Genomic DNA, 17,816 nt, shown 5'->3' with positions numbered 1-17,816 from the left:
GAGTGGTCGCTCAATCGCCGGTACATGCAGCTTGAAGGCCTCCAGTCGCTCTGCGATACTGCCCCGACTCGGCTGTCCGCTGTGGCTCGCTGAGTAACGTGTAGCTCAGCCTATCCGGGCTGTGGACCTACACCACGTCGCGGGACGCGACCGCTTGCTGGCGGAGCGTCCCACTCGAACGCCTTGTTCGACCAGCGCCTCACGCAACGACCTCACGCACTACCTCAGGGTGACGCTTGGCGATACGGATTAGTGCTTGGGCAGCGCCTGTTGGTGACCTACGCCCTTGCTCCCACTCTTGTAGTGTGCGCTTGGAGATGCCGAGCGCTTGAGCAAACTGTGCCTGGGACAAGCCAGATTTTTGACGCGCTTCCGCGACTTCGTTGGGTTCGACCTTTGTGACGCGAGCCGCTTGTGCAGCCTTCATTTCACGCACGGATTGTAGGAGCTTCAGCCCAAGGGCTTCGCCCGAGGATGCGGCTTGGGGTTTGGGAGCGCTAGCCATTTTCGATTTCCTCTCGAATAGCTTTAAGTAGATGGCCAGGGATGTTGTCCCTGACTGACTTGGCGTACACGAGTAACAGCCAGATTTCGCCAGAGGTCAATCGAGCGAAATAGATGACCCGAACCCCTCCGCGCTTACCTGAGCCTGCACGTGACCAGCGGACCTTACGGCAGCCTCCACTGCCAGGTATGACGTCTCCCGCGTCGGGATTGGCAGCCAGCCATGTAAAGAACTCTAGACGCTCCTCGGTTGCCCACAACTTGTCGGCTTCCGCCACAAAGGTAGGGGTCTCGATGAACGTGTACATGGATTGAACTATACGTCATAGACGTACCGCACACAATCACCACGGAGAGGTCGAACGTCGCCCATGAGCGGCCGAGCAGGCGGGCGAAGCCCGCTTGCGAAGGTCCGTCTCGATGGGCCGGTTAGGTGCTACGCCCACAGCGAGATGCCTTCGGCCTCAAGCGCGGCGACGACGGATGGTCGTTGGGAAAGGGACTCGACGTAACGCGTGTACGCTGGATAGCTAGACTTCATGTTGTAGCCTTGACGCACGCCCCAGCGAAAGAAAACCAACCAGAATGGGTCAACCACGGTGAATTGTCCTTTCACCGCAAAATCGGAGCCGTCCAGGTGGGTGTCTATATCGGCAAGGCAGCGTTGAAAGTTCTGGTGTCCACTCGCTTGAACTGCCTGGTAGTCATCTTGCGAGGATACGAAGCGCTCTGGCCGCAGAATCTGAGCGAAGGCAACGTGGACAGTGTTCGAGGACCACGCCAGCCACTCAAGGCAACGCGCCTCAGCCTCAGTGCCCGGCGGTGGGTACAGGCGTGCGTCTGGGAAACGACGCCCAAGAAAGGCAAGCACGGCGGGATTTTCGGTAAGGACAAAGCCGTCGATCAAAAGTGCTGGAATACGCCCCTTTGGATTAACGGCGAGATACTCGGGTAAGTAATTGCTGCGATCGGCGGTGGAGAATTTGCGAAGCTCAAATGACACACCGGCCTCGCGCAGAATCACATGAGGGGCAAATGAGCACGCTCCAGGTGAGTAGTAGAGTGCGACCGACATCGTGGCTCCTTGTAGCACCTAACGTCTAGCTTGAGGGGCGCGGAGACAGCAAGCAAAGCTTGCTGGCGGAGCGTCCCTCTCGAAGCGTTTGTTAGCCATTGTCAGAGCAGTAAATGCTGTCGAAGGTCATTGGAGTGTCTTTGATTAAATGAGTCAGACGCGATCATGGCTATGAAACCGCTTTGTGACCTTAGCGCGTCAGTGAGTAAATCAAGTTTGAGTAAAGACACAAGAAGGGCACATGTGCGAGCCTGACAATTAATCGATTTTTCCGGGTTGAACTCAATATCGGTAAAGCCTTTGTATTCGAACAAGCGCTTGAGATACTCCTGATGAGGTGCTAACGCCGAGAGGTAGAGCCAATCATAAAAGGCGGTTTTTGGTATTAGCGGCCATTTTTGGCCAAAAAAATCGAATTCCTTGAGCGGCCCCGATGTTTGCAGTCTCTCATCTTTCTTAGCAGCACGACTGTCTTTGTCGTAGATATCAGTGAATGGCCCCCCGTTTTTGAAAACCTTACTTCCCTGATATGCCGACTCAATGCTGATTTCACCGGCCTGCGTTAGTATTTTTAGATTAAAGGCACTAAGCCGTTGACCTAGCTTTTCTTCAGATTTTGTAGAAACCTCAAGTAAGGGGAATAAGCCCCTGTGCTTGGCTGCCTCATGCATAGCCATAATGTTTTTTTTCTTTTGAATCGGCGCAAAGCCTGGGTTCCATGTGAAATCAACCAATATCTCTTTTACAAGATGTGATGGGTCACCCAAGGCGGTAAACACAGGTCGACTAGCCATTCTTGACCCCAATAATCTTGTTGATTGGAACGATAGTTGGAATAAGAATTTCGGATTTTACGGCAACAATTCGTCTAGCCTTTACGTCAGGGTCTTTCCAGTCCATACGCGTGAACAACACCTCAAAATCAATCAACTCTCTGGCGGCCTCAGGCGTAAGAATTTGAACACCGGACTTATTCGAGACGTCAACCGTAAAGCGAACTCCGTCCTCCAGTAATATTGAAGCGTCAATCTTAATCCACACAGGGTTGGGTATCCGAGACGCTTCTTTGGCGCGAAATAGCATTGGATGGTCATCGATGAAAGCAAGGTGAACATACTCATGGACGCCCTTTATTGCATCTGCATCATGGCTCCATTCGTTACCACCCGGCACGGATATTTCTACCCCACGACGTTGAAGCTCAGCGAGCGATAACAGTCCATGATGTTTCTGTATGGACTCAAGATTGGCTCGATCCGTGAAGTGCCAAACTGCATCAATGCGATAGTGCTTGAGTATGGTTTCCATGGCTAACGTAATGTAGATCGTCGGATAACTCGTGAATCAGATGTTATCCGACAGAATAATCTTGGCACAGCCCCCCTTGACCAGAGAGGGCCGACCCCACTGGAAGTGGCTTGACAACTGACTTGCGGGCGATGTACTGTTTATAAAAACAGCCATCAAAGCCGCCATGAACCCGGTCGCCTATCCTCTCCAGTCGCCACGCTTACTCGATCAGTTGAGCGAGGTGATGCGGTACAAGCACTATAGCCTGCGTACCGAAGAAGCCTATCGATATTGGGTGCGATTTTTCGTGCGGTGGAGTGGCCGAGGTGGGCGAATGCAGCACCCACGCGACATGGGCGCCGCGGAGGTGCAGCAATTTCTCTCCATGTTGGCGAATGAACGCCGGGTTTCGTCGTCGACTCACAATCAAGCCCTGAGCGCCCTTCTGTTTCTGTATCGCGAAGTGCTGGACATCCATCTGCCCTGGCTCACCGAATTGCAACGCCCGACACGCGTGAAGCGTATTCCCGCCGTTCTCACTCAGACCGAAATCTTGGAGCTTCTTGGCTTCCTTGAGGGGGATATGGCCCTGCTGGGCAAGTTGTTGTACGGCACGGGCATGCGCTTGATGGAGGGTTTGCGACTTCGCGTGAAGGACGTGGACTTCGAGCGGCAAGTCGTGGTGGTGCGTCAAGGCAAGGGTGGCAAGGACCGTGTGGTGATGCTGCCGCGCAGTTTGGAAGCGGGGCTGAAGGCGCAGCTTGGACGTTCCCGCGCGTTGTGGTGTCGCGACAGAGAAGATGGCTCGCCAGGCGTGGAGGTGCCGGACGCGCTCGCGGTGAAATATCCGAATCTGGGGAGCCGTTGGGGGTGGTTCTGGGTGTTTCCGGCGCCCAGGCTATCGGTCGATCCGCGTTCCGGCGTCTGGCGGCGGCATCATCTGTTTGAGGAGCGCTTGCAGCGCGCCATCAAGCTGGCTGCGGCTGCGGCACACATCACCAAACCCGTATCCGTGCACACCCTGCGCCATTCCTTCGCCACGCACCTGTTGCAAGGCGGCACGGATATCCGCACGGTGCAGGAATTGCTGGGGCACTCGGACGTAAGCACCACCATGATCTACACGCATGTGCTCAAGGTGGCAGCGGGTGGCACGCCCAGCCCGCTGGACAGGCTGGCGGGCGTGTAGGAGGCGCGCTACGTCGTTTTTTCTTGCTGCATCACCGTCGCGATGGACTTGGCGACGTAGTCGACATTGTGCAGATTGATCGCGGCCACGCAGATGCGGCCGGTGGAGACGCCGTACACGCCGAATTCGGTGCGCAGGCGCTCCATCTGCGCGGCGGAAAGGCCGGAGTAGCTGAACATGCCTTTCTGTCGGGTAATAAAGGACAGATCGCCCTTCACGCCCGCAGCGGCGAGTTTTTCCACCAGGGTGCTGCGCATGGCGCGGATGCGCTCGCGCATGCCGGCAAGCTCTTGCTCCCACTGGGCACGCAACTCGGGCGACGACAGCACCGTGGCGACGATCTGTGCGCCGTGGGTGGGCGGGTTGGAGTAGTTGCTGCGGATGACGCGCTTGATCTGCGACAGCACGCGGGCGGCTTCGTCCTTGCTTTCGCACACCACGCTCAGCGCGCCCACGCGCTCGCCGTAGAGCGAGAAGCTCTTGGAGAAGGAGGTGGCGACGAAAAAGTCGAGCCCGGCGGCGAGAAACTGCTGGATGACCGCGCCGTCTTCGGCAATGCCTTCACCGAAGCCCTGATAGGCCATGTCGAGGAAGGGTACGAGGCCGCGCGATTTGATGGCGGCGATCACCTGTTCCCACTGCGCCGGGCTGAGGTCGTAGCCGGTCGGGTTGTGGCAGCAGGCGTGCAGCACGACGACGGTGCCTGCGGCGGCGGCGTTCAGCGCGGCGAGCAGGGCGTCGAAGTTCACGCCCTGTTGGTTGGCGTCGTAGTAGGGATAGGTGCCCACGCTGAACCCCGCGGCCTCGAACAGCGCGCGGTGGTTTTCCCAGCTCGGATCGGAGATCAGCACCTTGGCATCGGGGTTGAGGCGCTTGAGAAAATCGGCCCCGACCTTCAGCCCCCCGGTGCCGCCCAGTCCCTGCACCGTGGCGATGCGGCCCGAGGTCACGGCCTCGTGATTGGCGCCGAACACCAGACCCTGCACCGCCTTGTCGTAGGCGGCGATGCCGTCGATGGGCAGATAGCCGCGCGGCTTGGGCGCCTGCATGAGTTGCGCTTCGGCGGCCTTCACGCATTCCAGCAGCGGCAGCTTGCCCTCGGCGTCGGTATAGACGCCGATGCCGAGGTTGACCTTGTTGGGGTTGGGGTCGGCGGCAAATTGTTCGTTCAGGCCGAGGATGGGGTCGCGCGGGGCCATTTCCACGCGGGAAAAAAGCGACTGGGTCATGGGAGGTGTGGGGTGGGGTGACGAAAAAGCCGGGCTTGCGGGACAATAGACGCGCAAGGAGGCCGGATTTTACGCCTCAGTTCCCGTTGCCGATGCCCGCAGTCTGACCGTGGTGCAGACGGCATTCCCGACCCCCGCCATACCGCCCATGTCCGCTCTGCAACCCGTTCCCACGCTCGACCCGGACAAATTCGTCAGCTTTCCCGATTCGCCTTTTCGCCTGTACCAGCCTTATCCGCCCGCGGGCGATCAGCCTGCCGCCATCGAGCAGCTTGTCGAAGGGCTCAGCGACGGCCTGAGCTACCAGACGCTGCTGGGGGTGACCGGCTCGGGCAAGACTTACACCATGGCCAATGTGATCGCCCGCATGGGGCGCCCGGCCATTGTGTTCGCGCCCAACAAGACGCTGGCGGCGCAGCTCTACAGCGAGTTCCGCGAGTTCTTTCCGAAGAACGCCGTGGAGTATTTCGTCAGCTATTACGACTATTACCAGCCCGAGGCCTATGTGCCGCAGCGCGATTTGTTCATCGAGAAGGACAGCGCGATCAACGAGCACATCGAGCAGATGCGTCTGTCGGCCACCAAGAGCCTGCTGGAACGGCGCGACGTGGTGATCGTGGCCAGCGTCAGTGCGATCTATGGCATCGGCAATCCGGCGGACTATCACGCCATGATTCTCACTGTGCGCACCGGCGACCGCATGGGCCAGCGCGACGTGATCGCGCAACTGGTGCGCATGCAGTACCAGCGCAACGAGGTCGATTTCACCCGCGGGACTTTCCGCGTGCGTGGCGACCGCATCGACATCTTTCCGGCCGAGCACGCCGAGCTGGCGGTGCGCATCGAGCTGTTCGACGACGAGATCGAGTCGCTCAGCCTGTTCGACCCGCTCACCGGGGTGGTGCGGCAGAAGATTCCGCGCTTCACCATCTATCCCAGCTCGCACTACGTCACGCCGCGCGAGAAGGTGCTCGAAGCCGCCGAGGGCATCAAGCAGGAGCTGCGCGAGCGGGTGAAGGAACTGACCAGCATGGGCAAGCTGGTCGAAGCGCAGCGGCTGGAGCAGCGCACCCGGTTCGATCTGGAAATGCTCACCGAAATCGGCCATTGCAAGGGCATCGAGAACTACTCGCGCCATCTCTCGGGCGCCGCGCCGGGCGAGCCGCCGCCCACGCTGGTGGACTACCTGCCGCCAGACGCCCTCATGTTTCTCGATGAAAGCCATGTGCTCATCGGCCAGTTCAACGGCATGTACAACGGCGACCGCGCGCGCAAGCAGACCTTGGTGGAGTATGGCTTTCGCCTGCCCTCGGCGCTGGACAACCGGCCGCTGAAGTTCGCCGAATTCGAGCGCAAGATGCGGCAGGTGATCTTCGTCTCGGCCACCCCGGCAGACTATGAAGAGCAGCACGCCGATCAGGTGGTCGAGCAGGTGGTGCGGCCCACGGGGCTGGTCGACCCGCTCATCGAAGTGCGACCGGCCACCAGCCAGGTCGACGACGTGCTCGGCGAGATCCGCCTGCGGGTGGACAAGGGCGAGCGCGTGCTCATCACCACCCTGACCAAGCGCATGGCCGAGCAGCTCACCGACTACCTCGACGAGAACGGCGTGAAGGTGCGCTATCTGCACTCCGACATCGACACGGTGGAACGGGTGGAGATTCTGCGCGATCTGCGACTCGGAACCTTCGACGTGTTGGTGGGCATCAACCTGCTGCGCGAAGGGCTGGACATTCCCGAGGTGTCGCTGGTGGCCATTCTGGATGCGGACAAGGAAGGTTTTCTGCGCTCCACCCGCTCGCTGATCCAGACCATTGGGCGCGCCGCGCGCAATGTGAACGGCATGGCCATTCTGTACGCCGACCGCATCACCGATTCGATGCGCCGCGCCATCTTTGAGACCGAGCGCCGCCGCGCCAAGCAGATCGCCTTCAACGCCGAACACGGCATAACGCCTACCGCGCTGAACAAGTCGGTGCGCGACCTCATCGACGGCGTGGTGCAGACACCGGGCAAGGGCTTGCGCGCGGGCAGCGTGGAGCGTGAAATCGCGGAACTGCAGATCGACAACGCGCAGGACGTGGCGCGCGAAATCAAACGCCTGGAAAAGCGCATGATCGAGCATGCGCGCAATCTCGAATTCGAGCAGGCCGCGCGGGTGCGCGACCAGCTCGGGCTGCTGCGGCAACGGGTGTTCGGCGGCGGCGACGACCACGACACCGACGCGCAGCAAAGCGCCTGAACCGGTTTGGAACTTGTGATCCCGAGCGAAGGAGGTTGACCATGCAAACGTCCTTTCATCCGATCTTGCCCACTCGCCGCCACACCCTGCGCTGGCTGGGCGCGGGTCTGGGCAGCACGCTGCTGGGCGCCTGCGGTGGCGGGGCGGTGCTGGTGTGGGGCGACAGCCCTGTCGAGGCGGCGTCGAATCCGTTTCCAGTCGATATGCAGCCTGCGGTCAAAGTGGCTGGCAAGGCGTCGGCGCCGATTCTCGGCGTGCCTGGGGTGGACGCACGCGGGCAGGGCGGCCTGCTCGATGTGGCGCTCGACCCCGACTTCGTCGGCAACCGCCGCATCTACCTCAGCTATGCCGGGGCAGAGGCGGGCCGCAACGGCACGGCGGTGGCTCGCGGCGTGCTGTCTGCCGATGGCACGCGCCTGAGCGACGTGCAGGTGATTTTCCGCCAGTCGCCCAAGATCGACAGCACCGCGCACTTTGGCTCGCGGCTGGTGTTCGCGCCGGATGGCACGCTGTTCATCACCCTGGGCGACCGCTACAGCCAGCGCGACGCGGCGCAGGATCTGTCCAATACCCTGGGCAAGGTGGTGCGCATCCGCGCCGATGGCAGCGTGCCGAAGGACAACCCCTTTGTCGGGCGGACGGGGGCCATGCCCGAGATCTGGAGCCATGGCCACCGCAATGTGCAGGGGGCGGCGATCCATCCCGTCACCGGGGAGTTGTGGACGAGCGAGCACGGACCACAGGGCGGGGACGAGGTCAACATCGACCGCGCCGGACGAAACTACGGCTGGCCGAGGATTTCGTATGGCTGCGAATACGGCGCGCCCCGGTGGGCAACTGCCCGCCCGTGGGCGGCGCCACCAGCGCGCCCGGCATGGAGCAGCCGGTGACGCATTGGGTGCCGACCTCCATCGCCCCCTGTGGCATGGCGTTCTACACCGGCGCCCTTTTTCCGCAATGGCGCGGCAGCCTGTTCGTCGGCGCGCTGGCCGGGCAGGCGCTGTGGCGTCTGCAACTCGACGGTGAAAAGGTGGTGGCGCGCGAGGCGCTGTTCGCCGATCTGGGCGAGCGCATCCGCGATGTGCGCCAGGCGCCGGACGGATCGATCTACCTCGTCACCGACGGCGCCGCCGGCCGCATCCTGCGTGTCCAGCCCGCAACGTGAAGCCCGTGGTTCGGCACGGCCGAGGCTGGGTGAGGCGACGGGTAGTGCAATGTCAACCGACACGCAGGGCCTGACAGGCGCCGAAGTACGGGCGCGCATCGCACGCGGCGATGTCAATCGCGTCGTGATGCCCACGAGCCGCACGGCGCTGGAAATCGTGCGCGCAAACGTCCTGACCCGGTTCAACGCGATCCTGGGCGCGCTGTTCGTCGTGATCGTGACGACGGGTCCTTGGCAGGACGCCCTGTTCGGCGGGGTGCTCGTCGTCAACACCCTGATCGGCATCGTCCAGGAACTCCGGGCAAAACGCACCCTCGACCGTCTCACGCTGGTGAGCCAGCCCAGGGCCCGCGCCGTCCGCTCCGGGCGCAGCGTCGACATCCCGACGGCGGAGATCGTTCTGGACGACATCCTGGAGTTGGCGTCGGGCGACCAGGTGGTGGTCGACGGCGTCCTGCTCGGCGCCTTGGGGCTCGAAGTCGACGAGTCCCTTCTCACCGGTGAGTCGGCCGCGGTTGCCAAACGGCCCGGTGAGGAAGTGCTGTCGGGCAGCTTCGTCGTCGCCGGGACGGGCTGCTGCCGCGTGACCCGGGTCGGCGCCCGCGCCTACGGCAACCGCCTCGCCAGCGAGGCCAGACACTTCAGCCTGGCGCATTCCGAACTGAGAGCAGGGATCAACCGGATTCTGGGCTACATCACCTGGGCCATCGTGCCCACTGCCGTGCTGCTGTTTGCCGGTCAATTCATCATCCAGGCGCCGGTCGGCGACGCCCTGTTGTTCTCCGCCGCCGGCGTGGTGGCGATGGTGCCGGAGGGGCTGGTGCTTCTGACCAGCCTCGCCCTGGCGGTGGGCGCCGTCAGACTGGCCCGCCATCGGACGCTGGTGCAGGACCTCCCCGCGACCGAGACGCTGGCCAGGGTCGACGTCATCTGCCTCGACAAGACCGGCACGCTGACCGAGCGGGAGCCCAGGCTCGAAGGGGTCGAAATGCTGGGAGCCTGTCCCGAAGCGATGGACGCGCTGGCGGCCCTGGCGGCCACCGAGCTCAAGCCGAATGCCACCTTGCTGGCGATCGGGCGTGCCTATCCTTGGGAACAAGCCCATGCCGTGACCGAATCCGTGCCTTTCTCGTCGGCGCGCAAATGGAGCGGCGCGACGCTGGATGGGTTGGGCACCTGGGTTCTCGGCGCCCCCGATGTGTTGCTGGCGGATCGTCCCGGCAGCGATACGGTGCGACGCCGCGTGGAGGAGCATGCCGCATCGGGGCGGCGCGTGCTTCTGCTCGCCAGGACCGCGGGCAGACTGACGTCCGACCGGCTGCCGGACCCTCTCGTTCCCGCCGCGCTGGTGCTGTTGACCGAGCAGGTTCGCGCCGATGCGGCCGAAACCCTGCGCTACTTCGACGCCCAGGGCGTCACGATCAAGGTCCTCTCTGGAGACCATCCGGCCACCGTCAGCCAGGTCGCCACACGACTCGGCATCGCGCATGGCAACGATCCCGTCGATGCAAGCGCGCTGCCGCAAGACGCACAGGCGCTGGCTGGACTGGTGGAAACGCGCTCGGTCTTCGGCCGGCTGTCGCCCCAGCAGAAACAGTCGCTCATCGCGTCGCTTCAGGCGAAAGGCCACGTGGTCGCGATGGTGGGCGACGGCGTCAACGACGTCCTGGCGCTCAAGCGCGCCGACATCGGCATCGCGATGGGCGCCGGTGCCGGGGCCGCCCGCGCCGTCTCTCACCTCGTCCTCCTCGACAATCGGTTCGCGAGCCTGCCTTCGGTCATCGCGGAGGGCCGCCGCGTGATCGGCAACGTCGAACGCCTGGCCGCGCTGTTCCTGACCAAGACGGTTTATGCGATGCTCCTGGCGCTTGCCGTCGGCATCGCCGATGTCACCTTCCCCTTCCTGCCGCGCCACCTGACCCTGGTCGGGGCGTTGACCATCGGCATCCCCGCCTTTTTCCTGTCCCTCGAACGCAACGACCAGCGGGCGCAGCCCGGCTTCGTCGGGCGCGTTCTGCGCTTCGCCGTGCCCAGCGGCCTGTTCGTCGCCGGCGCGACGTTTGCCGCCTACGCGCTCATCCACACCTATTCCGGCGGCAGCCTGGCGCAAGCCCGCACCGCCGCGACGGTGGTGCTGTTCGCCGTTGCGAGCTGGGTTCTGGTCCTGGTGGAGAAACCGCTCACGCCGCGCCGCTGGCTTCTTCTCGGGGGAACGGTGACTGCGTTCGTGACCGTGCTCGGCGTGCCGCCGCTGCGCGCATTCTTTGCCTTGGACCGCCTGTCGCCAGGCGCGTGGCTCGCCGTGGCCGTGATCGCCGGCGCGGCTGCCGGTGTGCTGCATTGGAGCACCGCGGTCGCCGCCCACGTTCCTGTGCAAGCGCTGAAAACCCGGCCGCTGCGCAGGCCGGAGATTGTGACGTGGCTCCTGGGCGCGGACAGCCCGAAAGGGTTTCTCCTGGCCGCGGCGGTGCTCGTCGTGGGCAGTGCCTGGCTGTTTTTCGGCGTGCTGGAGGACGTGATCAGCCACGATCCGCTGGTCGAGGTGGATGTATTCGCCCATCACCTGTTGCAGTCACTGCGCAACCCGCTCATGGACAGGGCGATGATTGCCGTCACCGAACTGGGTGATGCGCAAGTCCTGCTGCCGATGATTTTCGTCGCCCTGGCGTGGTTCCTCAGCCAGCGGCTCTGGTTGACCGCGGGCTACTGGCTCGCGGCCATCGGCGTCGCCGAGGTGCTGGCCAAGGTGCTGAAGCTGGCGCTGCATCGGCAGCGTCCCGGGGCGTTCTATGGCGGGATCGAACAGTTTTCCTTCCCGAGCGGCCATGCGGTGATGAGCGTGGTGGTCTACGGCTTCCTGGCGTTTTTGCTGTGCCGCAATGCGCGCCCCGGTTTGCGCAGGGCCGTCATCGCATTCACCATCGCGCTGGTCGGCCTGATCGCCCTTTCACGCCTCTATCTCGGTGCACACTGGCTGTCGGACGTGCTGGGCGGAGCGAGCTTCGGCGTGACCTGGATCGCCGCGCTGGCCATCGCCTACGAATACCAGTCCCACGATCGACTCCGCCCCGAAAGATTTGCGGCCCTCATGCTGGCCACCCTGGTGATCGCCGGAGGCGCTCATATCGCCTTGAGCCACGATGCCGATCGCTTGCGTTATGCGCCCCAGCCAATGATCACGCCAACGTCCAGCCAGAATTGGATGCCGCCCACTAGCCAGCCTCGACCGCAGTACATGGGCGTCGAGGTCGGCGATGGGTTGGCGTTCGCATGAGAAAACGCAGGGCCGCCCCAAGTTTTCTCAGTCCACCTCGCGGCTTGCAGGCCGCTCGGATTCGGCTCCGTCCAGACTGCCGCAGGGCAGTCTGGAGCCGCGGGCGTCAGTCCACCTCGCGGCTTGCAGGCCACTCGGATTCGGCTCCGTCCAGACTGCCGCAGGGCAGTCTGGAGCCGCGGGCCTCATCCCCTCGGGGGGCGGCCGCTGCAAAGCGGCGGCCCGGGGGCGCTGCTCTCAAGCCCGCCTGCGCAAACGCAAGCCGGCGATCAGCCCCAGAAGCAGCGGCACGCCGATCGCCACCGGCAGGATGCGCCTGGACTCGACCGTGGGTTTGACCCGCACGTGCAGGTCCACGAATGGGCTGGAATCGAGTCTTTGCGCGTGACGTTCCGCGGCGCTGATGACCACACGATAGTCGCCGTTCTGGATCAGCCGCATCGGCCACTCGGTCGTGAACGACTGACCGGGCTGGAGGGATGGGATCACCACCGCCTTGTGCGCGCTCCAGTCTTCCAGATCCATCGGCTGCTCGTGGCCGGCGTCGACGCGCACCAGGCCGATCCAGGCCACCACCGACTGCGCGGGGGCGGCGCCCGTGTTGCGCACCACGCTGCGAAAGTGCATCCAGTTGCCCATTTCCGGCGATGGCGGGTTGCCGGGCGCCGGGCTCAGCGCGATGCTGAGCCGGGGTGCCGTCTGCGCGTGGGCCAGTCCCATGCTGCCGATACAGGCGAAGGCCAAGGCGAGGATCCAATGTTTCATGACAGGCTCCTGAAAAAGGTTGCGATGATGGTCGATCCGCGCGCGACTGCAAGCGCAGGCACTGCCGAGTCGAATGCAGGTCATGGTCACGTGCCTTCCAGCCGCCGAGCGCTGGCGCGCGCGAACAATGCGGTGACGGCCAGCCAGGCGAGCACCACGCCGAGGCGGCCGATCTGCATCCCGAAGGGGTCCGAGTCGATCACCACGCTGTCAAAGGCGTTGAGCGCGGCGGAGAATGGGTTGACCGCATCGAACATCTTGCCGATTCCGCTTTGCCGCAGGCTGGGGCCGAGCACCAGGGGACTGGCAGCCAGGATGAGCGTGATCAGTGCCACCAGCATGGCGTTGCGCACATTGCCCAGCCGGGCAGACAGCCCCAGCGCGTAAAAGCCGAAGCCGATGACCAGCGGCGTGCCGAACAGCGCCAGATACAGCACGGCAGCGCCCAGGTTCTGCCCGCTGCTGCCCACCGCCCATAAATAGGGCAGCGCGACGACGTAGGCCGCCACCCACGCGGCGAGCTGTGCGCCCATCTTGCCCAGCACGATGCCGGTGCTGCTGACCGGAGTGAGCAGCAGAGGGACGAGCGTACCGCGTTCGCGCTCGCCGGCGATGGCGTCGCTGCCGACCACCACGGCCAGCAGCCCGCCCAGCGCGGTGATGGTTCCCATCACCATATAGACGGCCTGCGCATTGTCGAGCAGGCTCAACTCGGTGCTGCCCACGAGAAGCAGGGAGAATGCCGACAACACCACAGCCAGTGTGATGAGCCAGCCCAGACCCCTGCCGCTGCCGAGCAACTCCCCGGTTTCCTTCGCCGCGATCAGACGGATGGAATTCATGATGTCAACTCCTTGTGCGTGAGGTCCAGATAGAAATCTTCCAGCCCGCCGGACTCGTTGTGAATTTCGACCAGGTCCCAGCCCGCCGCAAGCAGGGCGGCCCAGACTTGTCCCGGATCGGCGTTTGCGGGCAGGGCGACGTGCATCCATTCGCCTTCGCTTGCGATCAGCGTGACACCTTCGGGCAAGGCTGCGGGGAGGGGGGGATCGCCGCGCAGCCGCAAGCGGTAGCGTCCCGCGCCGGTGCGCGTGGCGAGCAGATCGGCCAGCGAACCCTCCACGACCGAGCGCCCATCGGCGATGATGCCGATGCGGTTGCACAGCCTGTCGACGTCGTCGAGCAGATGGGTGCACAGCAAGATCCCCACGCCATGATGCTGGCTGAGGTCGATCAGCAGATCGTGGATTTCACGCCGCCCTCGCGGGTCGAGACCGTTGGTGGGTTCGTCGAGGATGAGCAATTCGGGCTTGTGCAGCAGGGCGCGCGCCAGTCCCAGCCGCTGCTTCATGCCGCGCGAGAACGCGCCGACGGGGTGAGCGGATGCCCCCGGAAGGCCGACTCGCTCCAGTTGCGCCTCGATCTGTTGCGCCGGGAGGTCGAGGCCGTACAGGCTGGACATGAAGCGCAGATAGTCGCGCGCTTTCATCCAGCCATAAAAGCCTGAGTCCTCGGACAGCACCCCGATGCGCCGGCGCAGCGCCTGCGCCTGGGTCGCCGGATCCAGGCCCAACACATTCACTGCGCCGGAGCCAGCCCGGCGCAATCCGGTCAGCACGGACAAGGTCGTGCTTTTTCCTGCGCCGTTCGGCCCGAGCAGGCCGTAGATGTCGCCCGCGTCCATGCCGAGCCGCACGCCTTGCAGGATCGGCACCGGGCCGATCGACAGTTTCAAATCCCGCACTTCGACCAACATGATGATCTCCCTGGATTGGAATGCGAACCACCATAACAACAAAAAGGGCGACCCGATACCTCGAATCGCCCCGTCGATACCATGTGTCAACGCCTTCAGTCGTCGTGAGCCTCGTCCTTGCCCTCGTGCTCGGCGTCGGCCTGGTCGGCCTGCGCCGACAGCACCTGGCCGGACATGGCGTCCACCTTGACGTCGGTGGCCTGCTGGCCGTTCACCACCTCGACCCCGAACACCAGCCTGCCGTTCTCGTCATCGAGTTCGGCGCGGGCGGCGCGGCCGCCCGCTTTTTGTTCGGCGGCAGCGATGGCCTGGGTCAGCGTGACCTTGGCCTGACCGATGTTCGGTTCGTCCTCGTTCTGACCTTGCTGCGTTGCGGCCATCGCAGCGCCCATCCCGCCCAACACCAGCGCGGAGCCTGCAATCATGCTCAACAGTTTGCGTTTCATGTCGAAATTCCTTTCATGTCAATGATCGACGGGTGAATGATCGTCGTCACAAATTAGGACAAACTGAGCATCGTGTTGCAAATCGATCGGGCCCCGACGCCCAGCGAAACTGCCGAATCGGGTACGGGCAAACAACGGTAAGATCGACCTGCACCGATTCCGTCTGGAGCGACTCCATGTCACACGCACTTTCTTTCGACCCGCCGCACTACACCTACGACGACTACAAGTTGTGGGAAGGTCGTTGGGAGCTGATCGGCGGCACGGCCTACGCCATGTCGCCCGCGCCGTCGGTGCAGCACCAGTCGGTGAGCAACAAGATCGCCTGGCAATTGGAGACCGCGCTGGAGCATTGCGCCGAATGCCGCGCGCTGCTTCCCGTGGACTGGCGCATCAGCGAAGACACCGTGGTGCAGCCGGACAATCTGGTGGTCTGTCATCCGGTCGAGGGGGCCTACATCACCCGCGCGCCGGAACTGGTGTTTGAAATTCTCTCCAAATCCACCGCGCTCAAGGATCAGCACACCAAGTTCACCATCTACGAAACCGAAGGTGTGCGCTACTACGTCATGGTGAATGTGGAAGATCGCGTGTGCAAGGTCTTTCACCTGCGGGATGGGCGCTACATCAAGCTGGCCGACGTGGTGGACGAGACGCTGAGCTTCGATCTGGGCAAGTGCCGCATCGCGTTCAACTTTGGCCTGATCTGGCCTCGTTGAGCGGCTGGCTGTACCGCAGGATCAACCCACCTTCTGGCGCGTTCTCCAGCCAAACGCTGCCGCCCAGCCGCTGCGCGATTCTCTGGATGATCGCCAGGCCCAGCCCGCTGCCTTCGCTTTGCGCGCCGGGCAGGCGCACGAAGGGGTCGAACACCCGCTGCAACTGCTCGGGCGCAATGCCGGGGCCACTGTCCTGCACTTCGATGACCACGCGGTCGGCCTCGGCCCGCACGCGCAGATCCACCCTCCCGCCCTGCGGGGTGTAGCGCAGCGCGTTGTCCACGGCGTTGCGCAGCAGGGTGTAGAGCGCGGCCGGATCGGTGGACAGCCGCACCGCATCGGCGCGGTCGATGCCCAGGTCGATATGGCGGCTCTCGGCCAGCGGCAGCAGGTCGGCGATGACTTCGCGCATCACGCTGGACGGGTCGATGCGCTGGCGCTGCACCGCCTGTTCGCCCTGCGAGCGAGCGAGGGTGAGCAACTGCTCCACCACGGTGCGGGCGCGGCGCAGGCCCTCTTGCAGCGCCTTGACGCGCTCGCGCGCCTGCGTCGGCAATTGCAGCGGCTTGAGGTTGTCCACCTGCATGCTGAGCACGGCAATCGGCGTGCGCAGCTCGTGAGCGGCGTCGGCGACGAAGCGGCGCTGTTGTTCCATCGAAGCGCTCAGACGCAGCAGCAGACGGTTGATGGAATGGACGAAGGGCAGGATTTCCTGCGGCACATCGGTTTCGGGCAGGGGCTGCAGATCGGCTTCGCTGCGCGCGTCCACGCCGTGCGCCATCTGCCGCAGCGGGCGCAGCGCGCGCCGCACCACCCAGGCCGCCAGCAGGGCGAGCAGCGGGATGAGCGCCAGCAGCGGAAACAGCGTGCGCTGCGCGCTGTCGATGGCCGCGTCGGTGCGCAGATCGGTGCGCTGCGCCACGGCGATGCGGCCCTGCGCGCCCGGCTGCACGAACACCCGCCAGGCATGTTCGCCGCTTTGCACCACCTGCATGCCGTCAGGCAGATCAGGCGGAAGACTCAGCCCGTGCGTGCCTACGGGTGCGCCCAGACGCTGCACCACGATGCGGGCGTCCCTGTCCACATCGGCGCCGGCGGGATCGAGCGCGCCGCCAGGAAAGCTGCCCCAGCGCTGCACCAGGCTGGCGATCTGGCGCAGTTGCGCATCCTGCAGCTCGTTGGCCTCCTGATAGCCGAAAAAGTAGGACAGCGCCGCAGTGCCGAGCCCGACGACGACCACGCTGACCGTCATCCACAGCCACAGCCGGCGCAGCAGCGATTGCGCGCCCCAGTGGCGCAGCGCGGCGATGGGGTTCACTGAACTACCCTCCGGTCGCTGCGCGACCACCTCCACCTCGCGGCAAGCATGCCGCTCGGATTCGACAGGCATTCGCGGGCGAGCAGTCGTCCGCTCATGTCCAGTCTCATCCCCGAGGGAGGAAGAGCGCCCCCTTCGGGCGGCCGTGCGCGGGCGCTCATGGCGCGCTGCCGCTCTGCGCGCCGTCGGCTCGCGGCGCCAGCCAGCCCACGCCGCGCACGTTCTTGATGACCTCGGGCGCGAGTTTTTTGCGCAGGCTGTGGATGAGAAACTCCACCGCGTTGCTCTCCACCTCTTCGTTCCAGCCGTAGATGCGGTCCTCGAGTTCGCTGCGCGACAGAATGGCTCCGGGGCGCAGCAGCAGGGCGTGCAGCAGGGCGTATTCGCGCGCGGTCAGGCGCTGCGTCTGCCCCTGAAAGCGCACCTCGCGGGTGACGGGATCGAGTTCGAGCACGCCGTTGGACAGCACCGGTTGCGCCTGCCCGCCCTGCCGTCGCGCCACGGCGCGGATGCGCGCCAGCAGCTCGGCGCTCTCGAAGGGTTTGACCAGATAGTCGTCCGCGCCCAGATCGAGGCCGCGCACCCGGTCTTCGAGCGCGTCGCGCGCGGTGAGGATGAGGATGGGCAGGTTGTTGCCCCCCTGCCGCAGCGCCTGCAGCACCGACAGCCCGTCGCGCCCCGGCAGGCCGAGGTCGAGCAGCATCAGCTCGTACTCGCCGCCTTGCGCCGCGGCCAGCGCCGAGGCGCCGTCGAGCACCCAATCCACCGCATGGGTGGCGTCGCGCAGGGCTTCGCGCGTGGCGGCGCCCAGCATGTGATCGTCTTCAACGAGGAGAATGCGCAT

General features: G+C 64.1%; 18 protein-coding genes. 6 read left to right on the top strand and 12 right to left on the bottom strand.

Translation table 11 applies throughout. From position 1 onward, the window contains the following. Window positions 1-199: 199 nt before the first annotated feature. The 5 genes from RBR52_RS13720 to RBR52_RS13700 all read right to left on the bottom strand — a co-directional run bounded on the left by RBR52_RS13720 (window position 200) and on the right by RBR52_RS13700 (window position 2,887). Window positions 200-427 (bottom strand): helix-turn-helix domain-containing protein, encoded by a 228-nt coding sequence (locus RBR52_RS13720; RefSeq protein WP_320377846.1) that lies wholly within the window; start codon window positions 425-427, stop codon window positions 200-202. Window positions 428-497: 70 nt separating this feature from the next. After that, window positions 498-812: a transcriptional regulator gene (locus tag RBR52_RS13715; protein WP_320377844.1), complete on the bottom strand. Its 315-nt coding sequence runs from the start codon at window positions 810-812 to the stop codon at window positions 498-500. A 128-nt stretch (window positions 813-940) separates the two neighbouring features. Then, window positions 941-1,579: a glutathione S-transferase family protein gene (locus tag RBR52_RS13710; protein ID WP_320377843.1), complete on the bottom strand. Its 639-nt coding sequence runs from the start codon at window positions 1,577-1,579 to the stop codon at window positions 941-943. 101 nt (window positions 1,580-1,680) lie between these two features. Next, on the bottom strand, window positions 1,681-2,373 hold the full coding sequence (locus RBR52_RS13705) for a DUF6977 family protein (protein ID WP_320377842.1): 693 nt from the start codon (window positions 2,371-2,373) through the stop codon (window positions 1,681-1,683). Then, complete coding sequence (locus tag RBR52_RS13700) at window positions 2,366-2,887, bottom strand: DarT ssDNA thymidine ADP-ribosyltransferase family protein (protein ID WP_320377841.1); 522 nt, start codon at window positions 2,885-2,887, stop codon at window positions 2,366-2,368. Before RBR52_RS13700 ends, RBR52_RS13705 begins: the two co-directional genes overlap by 8 nt. A gap of 154 nt (window positions 2,888-3,041) precedes the next feature. Between RBR52_RS13700 and RBR52_RS13695 the strand changes: the two genes are divergently transcribed. Next, window positions 3,042-4,058, top strand: a complete 1,017-nt coding sequence (locus RBR52_RS13695) for an integron integrase (RefSeq protein WP_320377845.1) — start codon at window positions 3,042-3,044, stop codon at window positions 4,056-4,058. Window positions 4,059-4,066: 8 nt separating this feature from the next. Here the strand turns inward: RBR52_RS13695 and RBR52_RS13690 are convergent, their stop codons facing one another. Next, window positions 4,067-5,287 carry an amino acid aminotransferase gene (locus RBR52_RS13690; RefSeq protein WP_320377840.1) on the bottom strand — a complete coding sequence of 407 codons (1,221 nt, stop codon included), beginning with the start codon at window positions 5,285-5,287 and terminating at the stop codon, window positions 4,067-4,069. A gap of 148 nt (window positions 5,288-5,435) precedes the next feature. Between RBR52_RS13690 and uvrB the strand changes: the two genes are divergently transcribed. From uvrB to RBR52_RS13670, 4 genes are read left to right on the top strand one after another with little or no spacing between them, the layout of a single operon-like run. Further along, on the top strand, window positions 5,436-7,529 hold the full coding sequence (gene uvrB / locus RBR52_RS13685; protein WP_320377839.1) for an excinuclease ABC subunit UvrB: 2,094 nt from the start codon (window positions 5,436-5,438) through the stop codon (window positions 7,527-7,529). A 41-nt stretch (window positions 7,530-7,570) separates the two neighbouring features. Continuing rightward, entirely contained in the window at window positions 7,571-8,419 is an 849-nt protein-coding gene (locus RBR52_RS13680) for a PQQ-dependent sugar dehydrogenase (protein ID WP_320377838.1), read from the top strand. Continuing rightward, on the top strand, window positions 8,404-8,694 hold the full coding sequence (locus RBR52_RS13675) for a PQQ-dependent sugar dehydrogenase (RefSeq protein ID WP_320377837.1): 291 nt from the start codon (window positions 8,404-8,406) through the stop codon (window positions 8,692-8,694). Before RBR52_RS13680 ends, RBR52_RS13675 begins: the two co-directional genes overlap by 16 nt. Before the next feature lie 49 nt (window positions 8,695-8,743). Next, window positions 8,744-11,968, top strand: coding sequence for an HAD-IC family P-type ATPase (locus tag RBR52_RS13670; protein ID WP_320377836.1), 3,225 nt, complete (start codon window positions 8,744-8,746; stop codon window positions 11,966-11,968). 237 nt (window positions 11,969-12,205) lie between these two features. Here the strand turns inward: RBR52_RS13670 and RBR52_RS13665 are convergent, their stop codons facing one another. From RBR52_RS13665 to RBR52_RS13650, 4 genes are all read right to left on the bottom strand, one after another. Continuing rightward, window positions 12,206-12,733, bottom strand: coding sequence for a hypothetical protein (locus RBR52_RS13665; RefSeq protein WP_320377835.1), 528 nt, complete (start codon window positions 12,731-12,733; stop codon window positions 12,206-12,208). 86 nt (window positions 12,734-12,819) lie between these two features. After that, a complete protein-coding gene (locus tag RBR52_RS13660; RefSeq protein ID WP_320377834.1) occupies window positions 12,820-13,575 on the bottom strand; it encodes an ABC transporter permease in 756 nt (251 codons plus the stop codon). Continuing rightward, window positions 13,572-14,489 carry an ABC transporter ATP-binding protein gene (locus RBR52_RS13655; RefSeq protein WP_320377833.1) on the bottom strand — a complete coding sequence of 306 codons (918 nt, stop codon included), beginning with the start codon at window positions 14,487-14,489 and terminating at the stop codon, window positions 13,572-13,574. The genes RBR52_RS13660 and RBR52_RS13655 overlap by 4 nt, the downstream gene beginning before the upstream one ends. Before the next feature lie 95 nt (window positions 14,490-14,584). Next, window positions 14,585-14,935, bottom strand: coding sequence for a PepSY domain-containing protein (locus RBR52_RS13650; RefSeq protein WP_320377832.1), 351 nt, complete (start codon window positions 14,933-14,935; stop codon window positions 14,585-14,587). A gap of 176 nt (window positions 14,936-15,111) precedes the next feature. On the opposite strand from RBR52_RS13650, the gene RBR52_RS13645 reads away from it, so the two are divergent. Next, window positions 15,112-15,654 carry a Uma2 family endonuclease gene (locus RBR52_RS13645; RefSeq protein ID WP_320377831.1) on the top strand — a complete coding sequence of 181 codons (543 nt, stop codon included), beginning with the start codon at window positions 15,112-15,114 and terminating at the stop codon, window positions 15,652-15,654. On the opposite strand, the gene RBR52_RS13640 is transcribed toward RBR52_RS13645, so the two are convergent. Both RBR52_RS13640 and RBR52_RS13635 read right to left on the bottom strand, forming a co-directional pair. After that, window positions 15,626-16,972 carry a sensor histidine kinase gene (locus RBR52_RS13640; protein WP_320377830.1) on the bottom strand — a complete coding sequence of 449 codons (1,347 nt, stop codon included), beginning with the start codon at window positions 16,970-16,972 and terminating at the stop codon, window positions 15,626-15,628. The genes RBR52_RS13645 and RBR52_RS13640 overlap by 29 nt on opposite strands. Window positions 16,973-17,129: 157 nt before the next feature. Beyond that, window positions 17,130-17,816 (bottom strand): response regulator transcription factor, encoded by a 687-nt coding sequence (locus tag RBR52_RS13635; RefSeq protein WP_320377829.1) that lies wholly within the window; start codon window positions 17,814-17,816, stop codon window positions 17,130-17,132.

The sequence above is a fragment of the Thiomonas sp. genome, from assembly GCF_034007205.1.
Taxonomy (GTDB): Bacteria; Pseudomonadota; Gammaproteobacteria; order Burkholderiales; family Burkholderiaceae_C; genus Thiomonas.
This window is presented reverse-complemented; position numbering and strand designations above follow the sequence as displayed.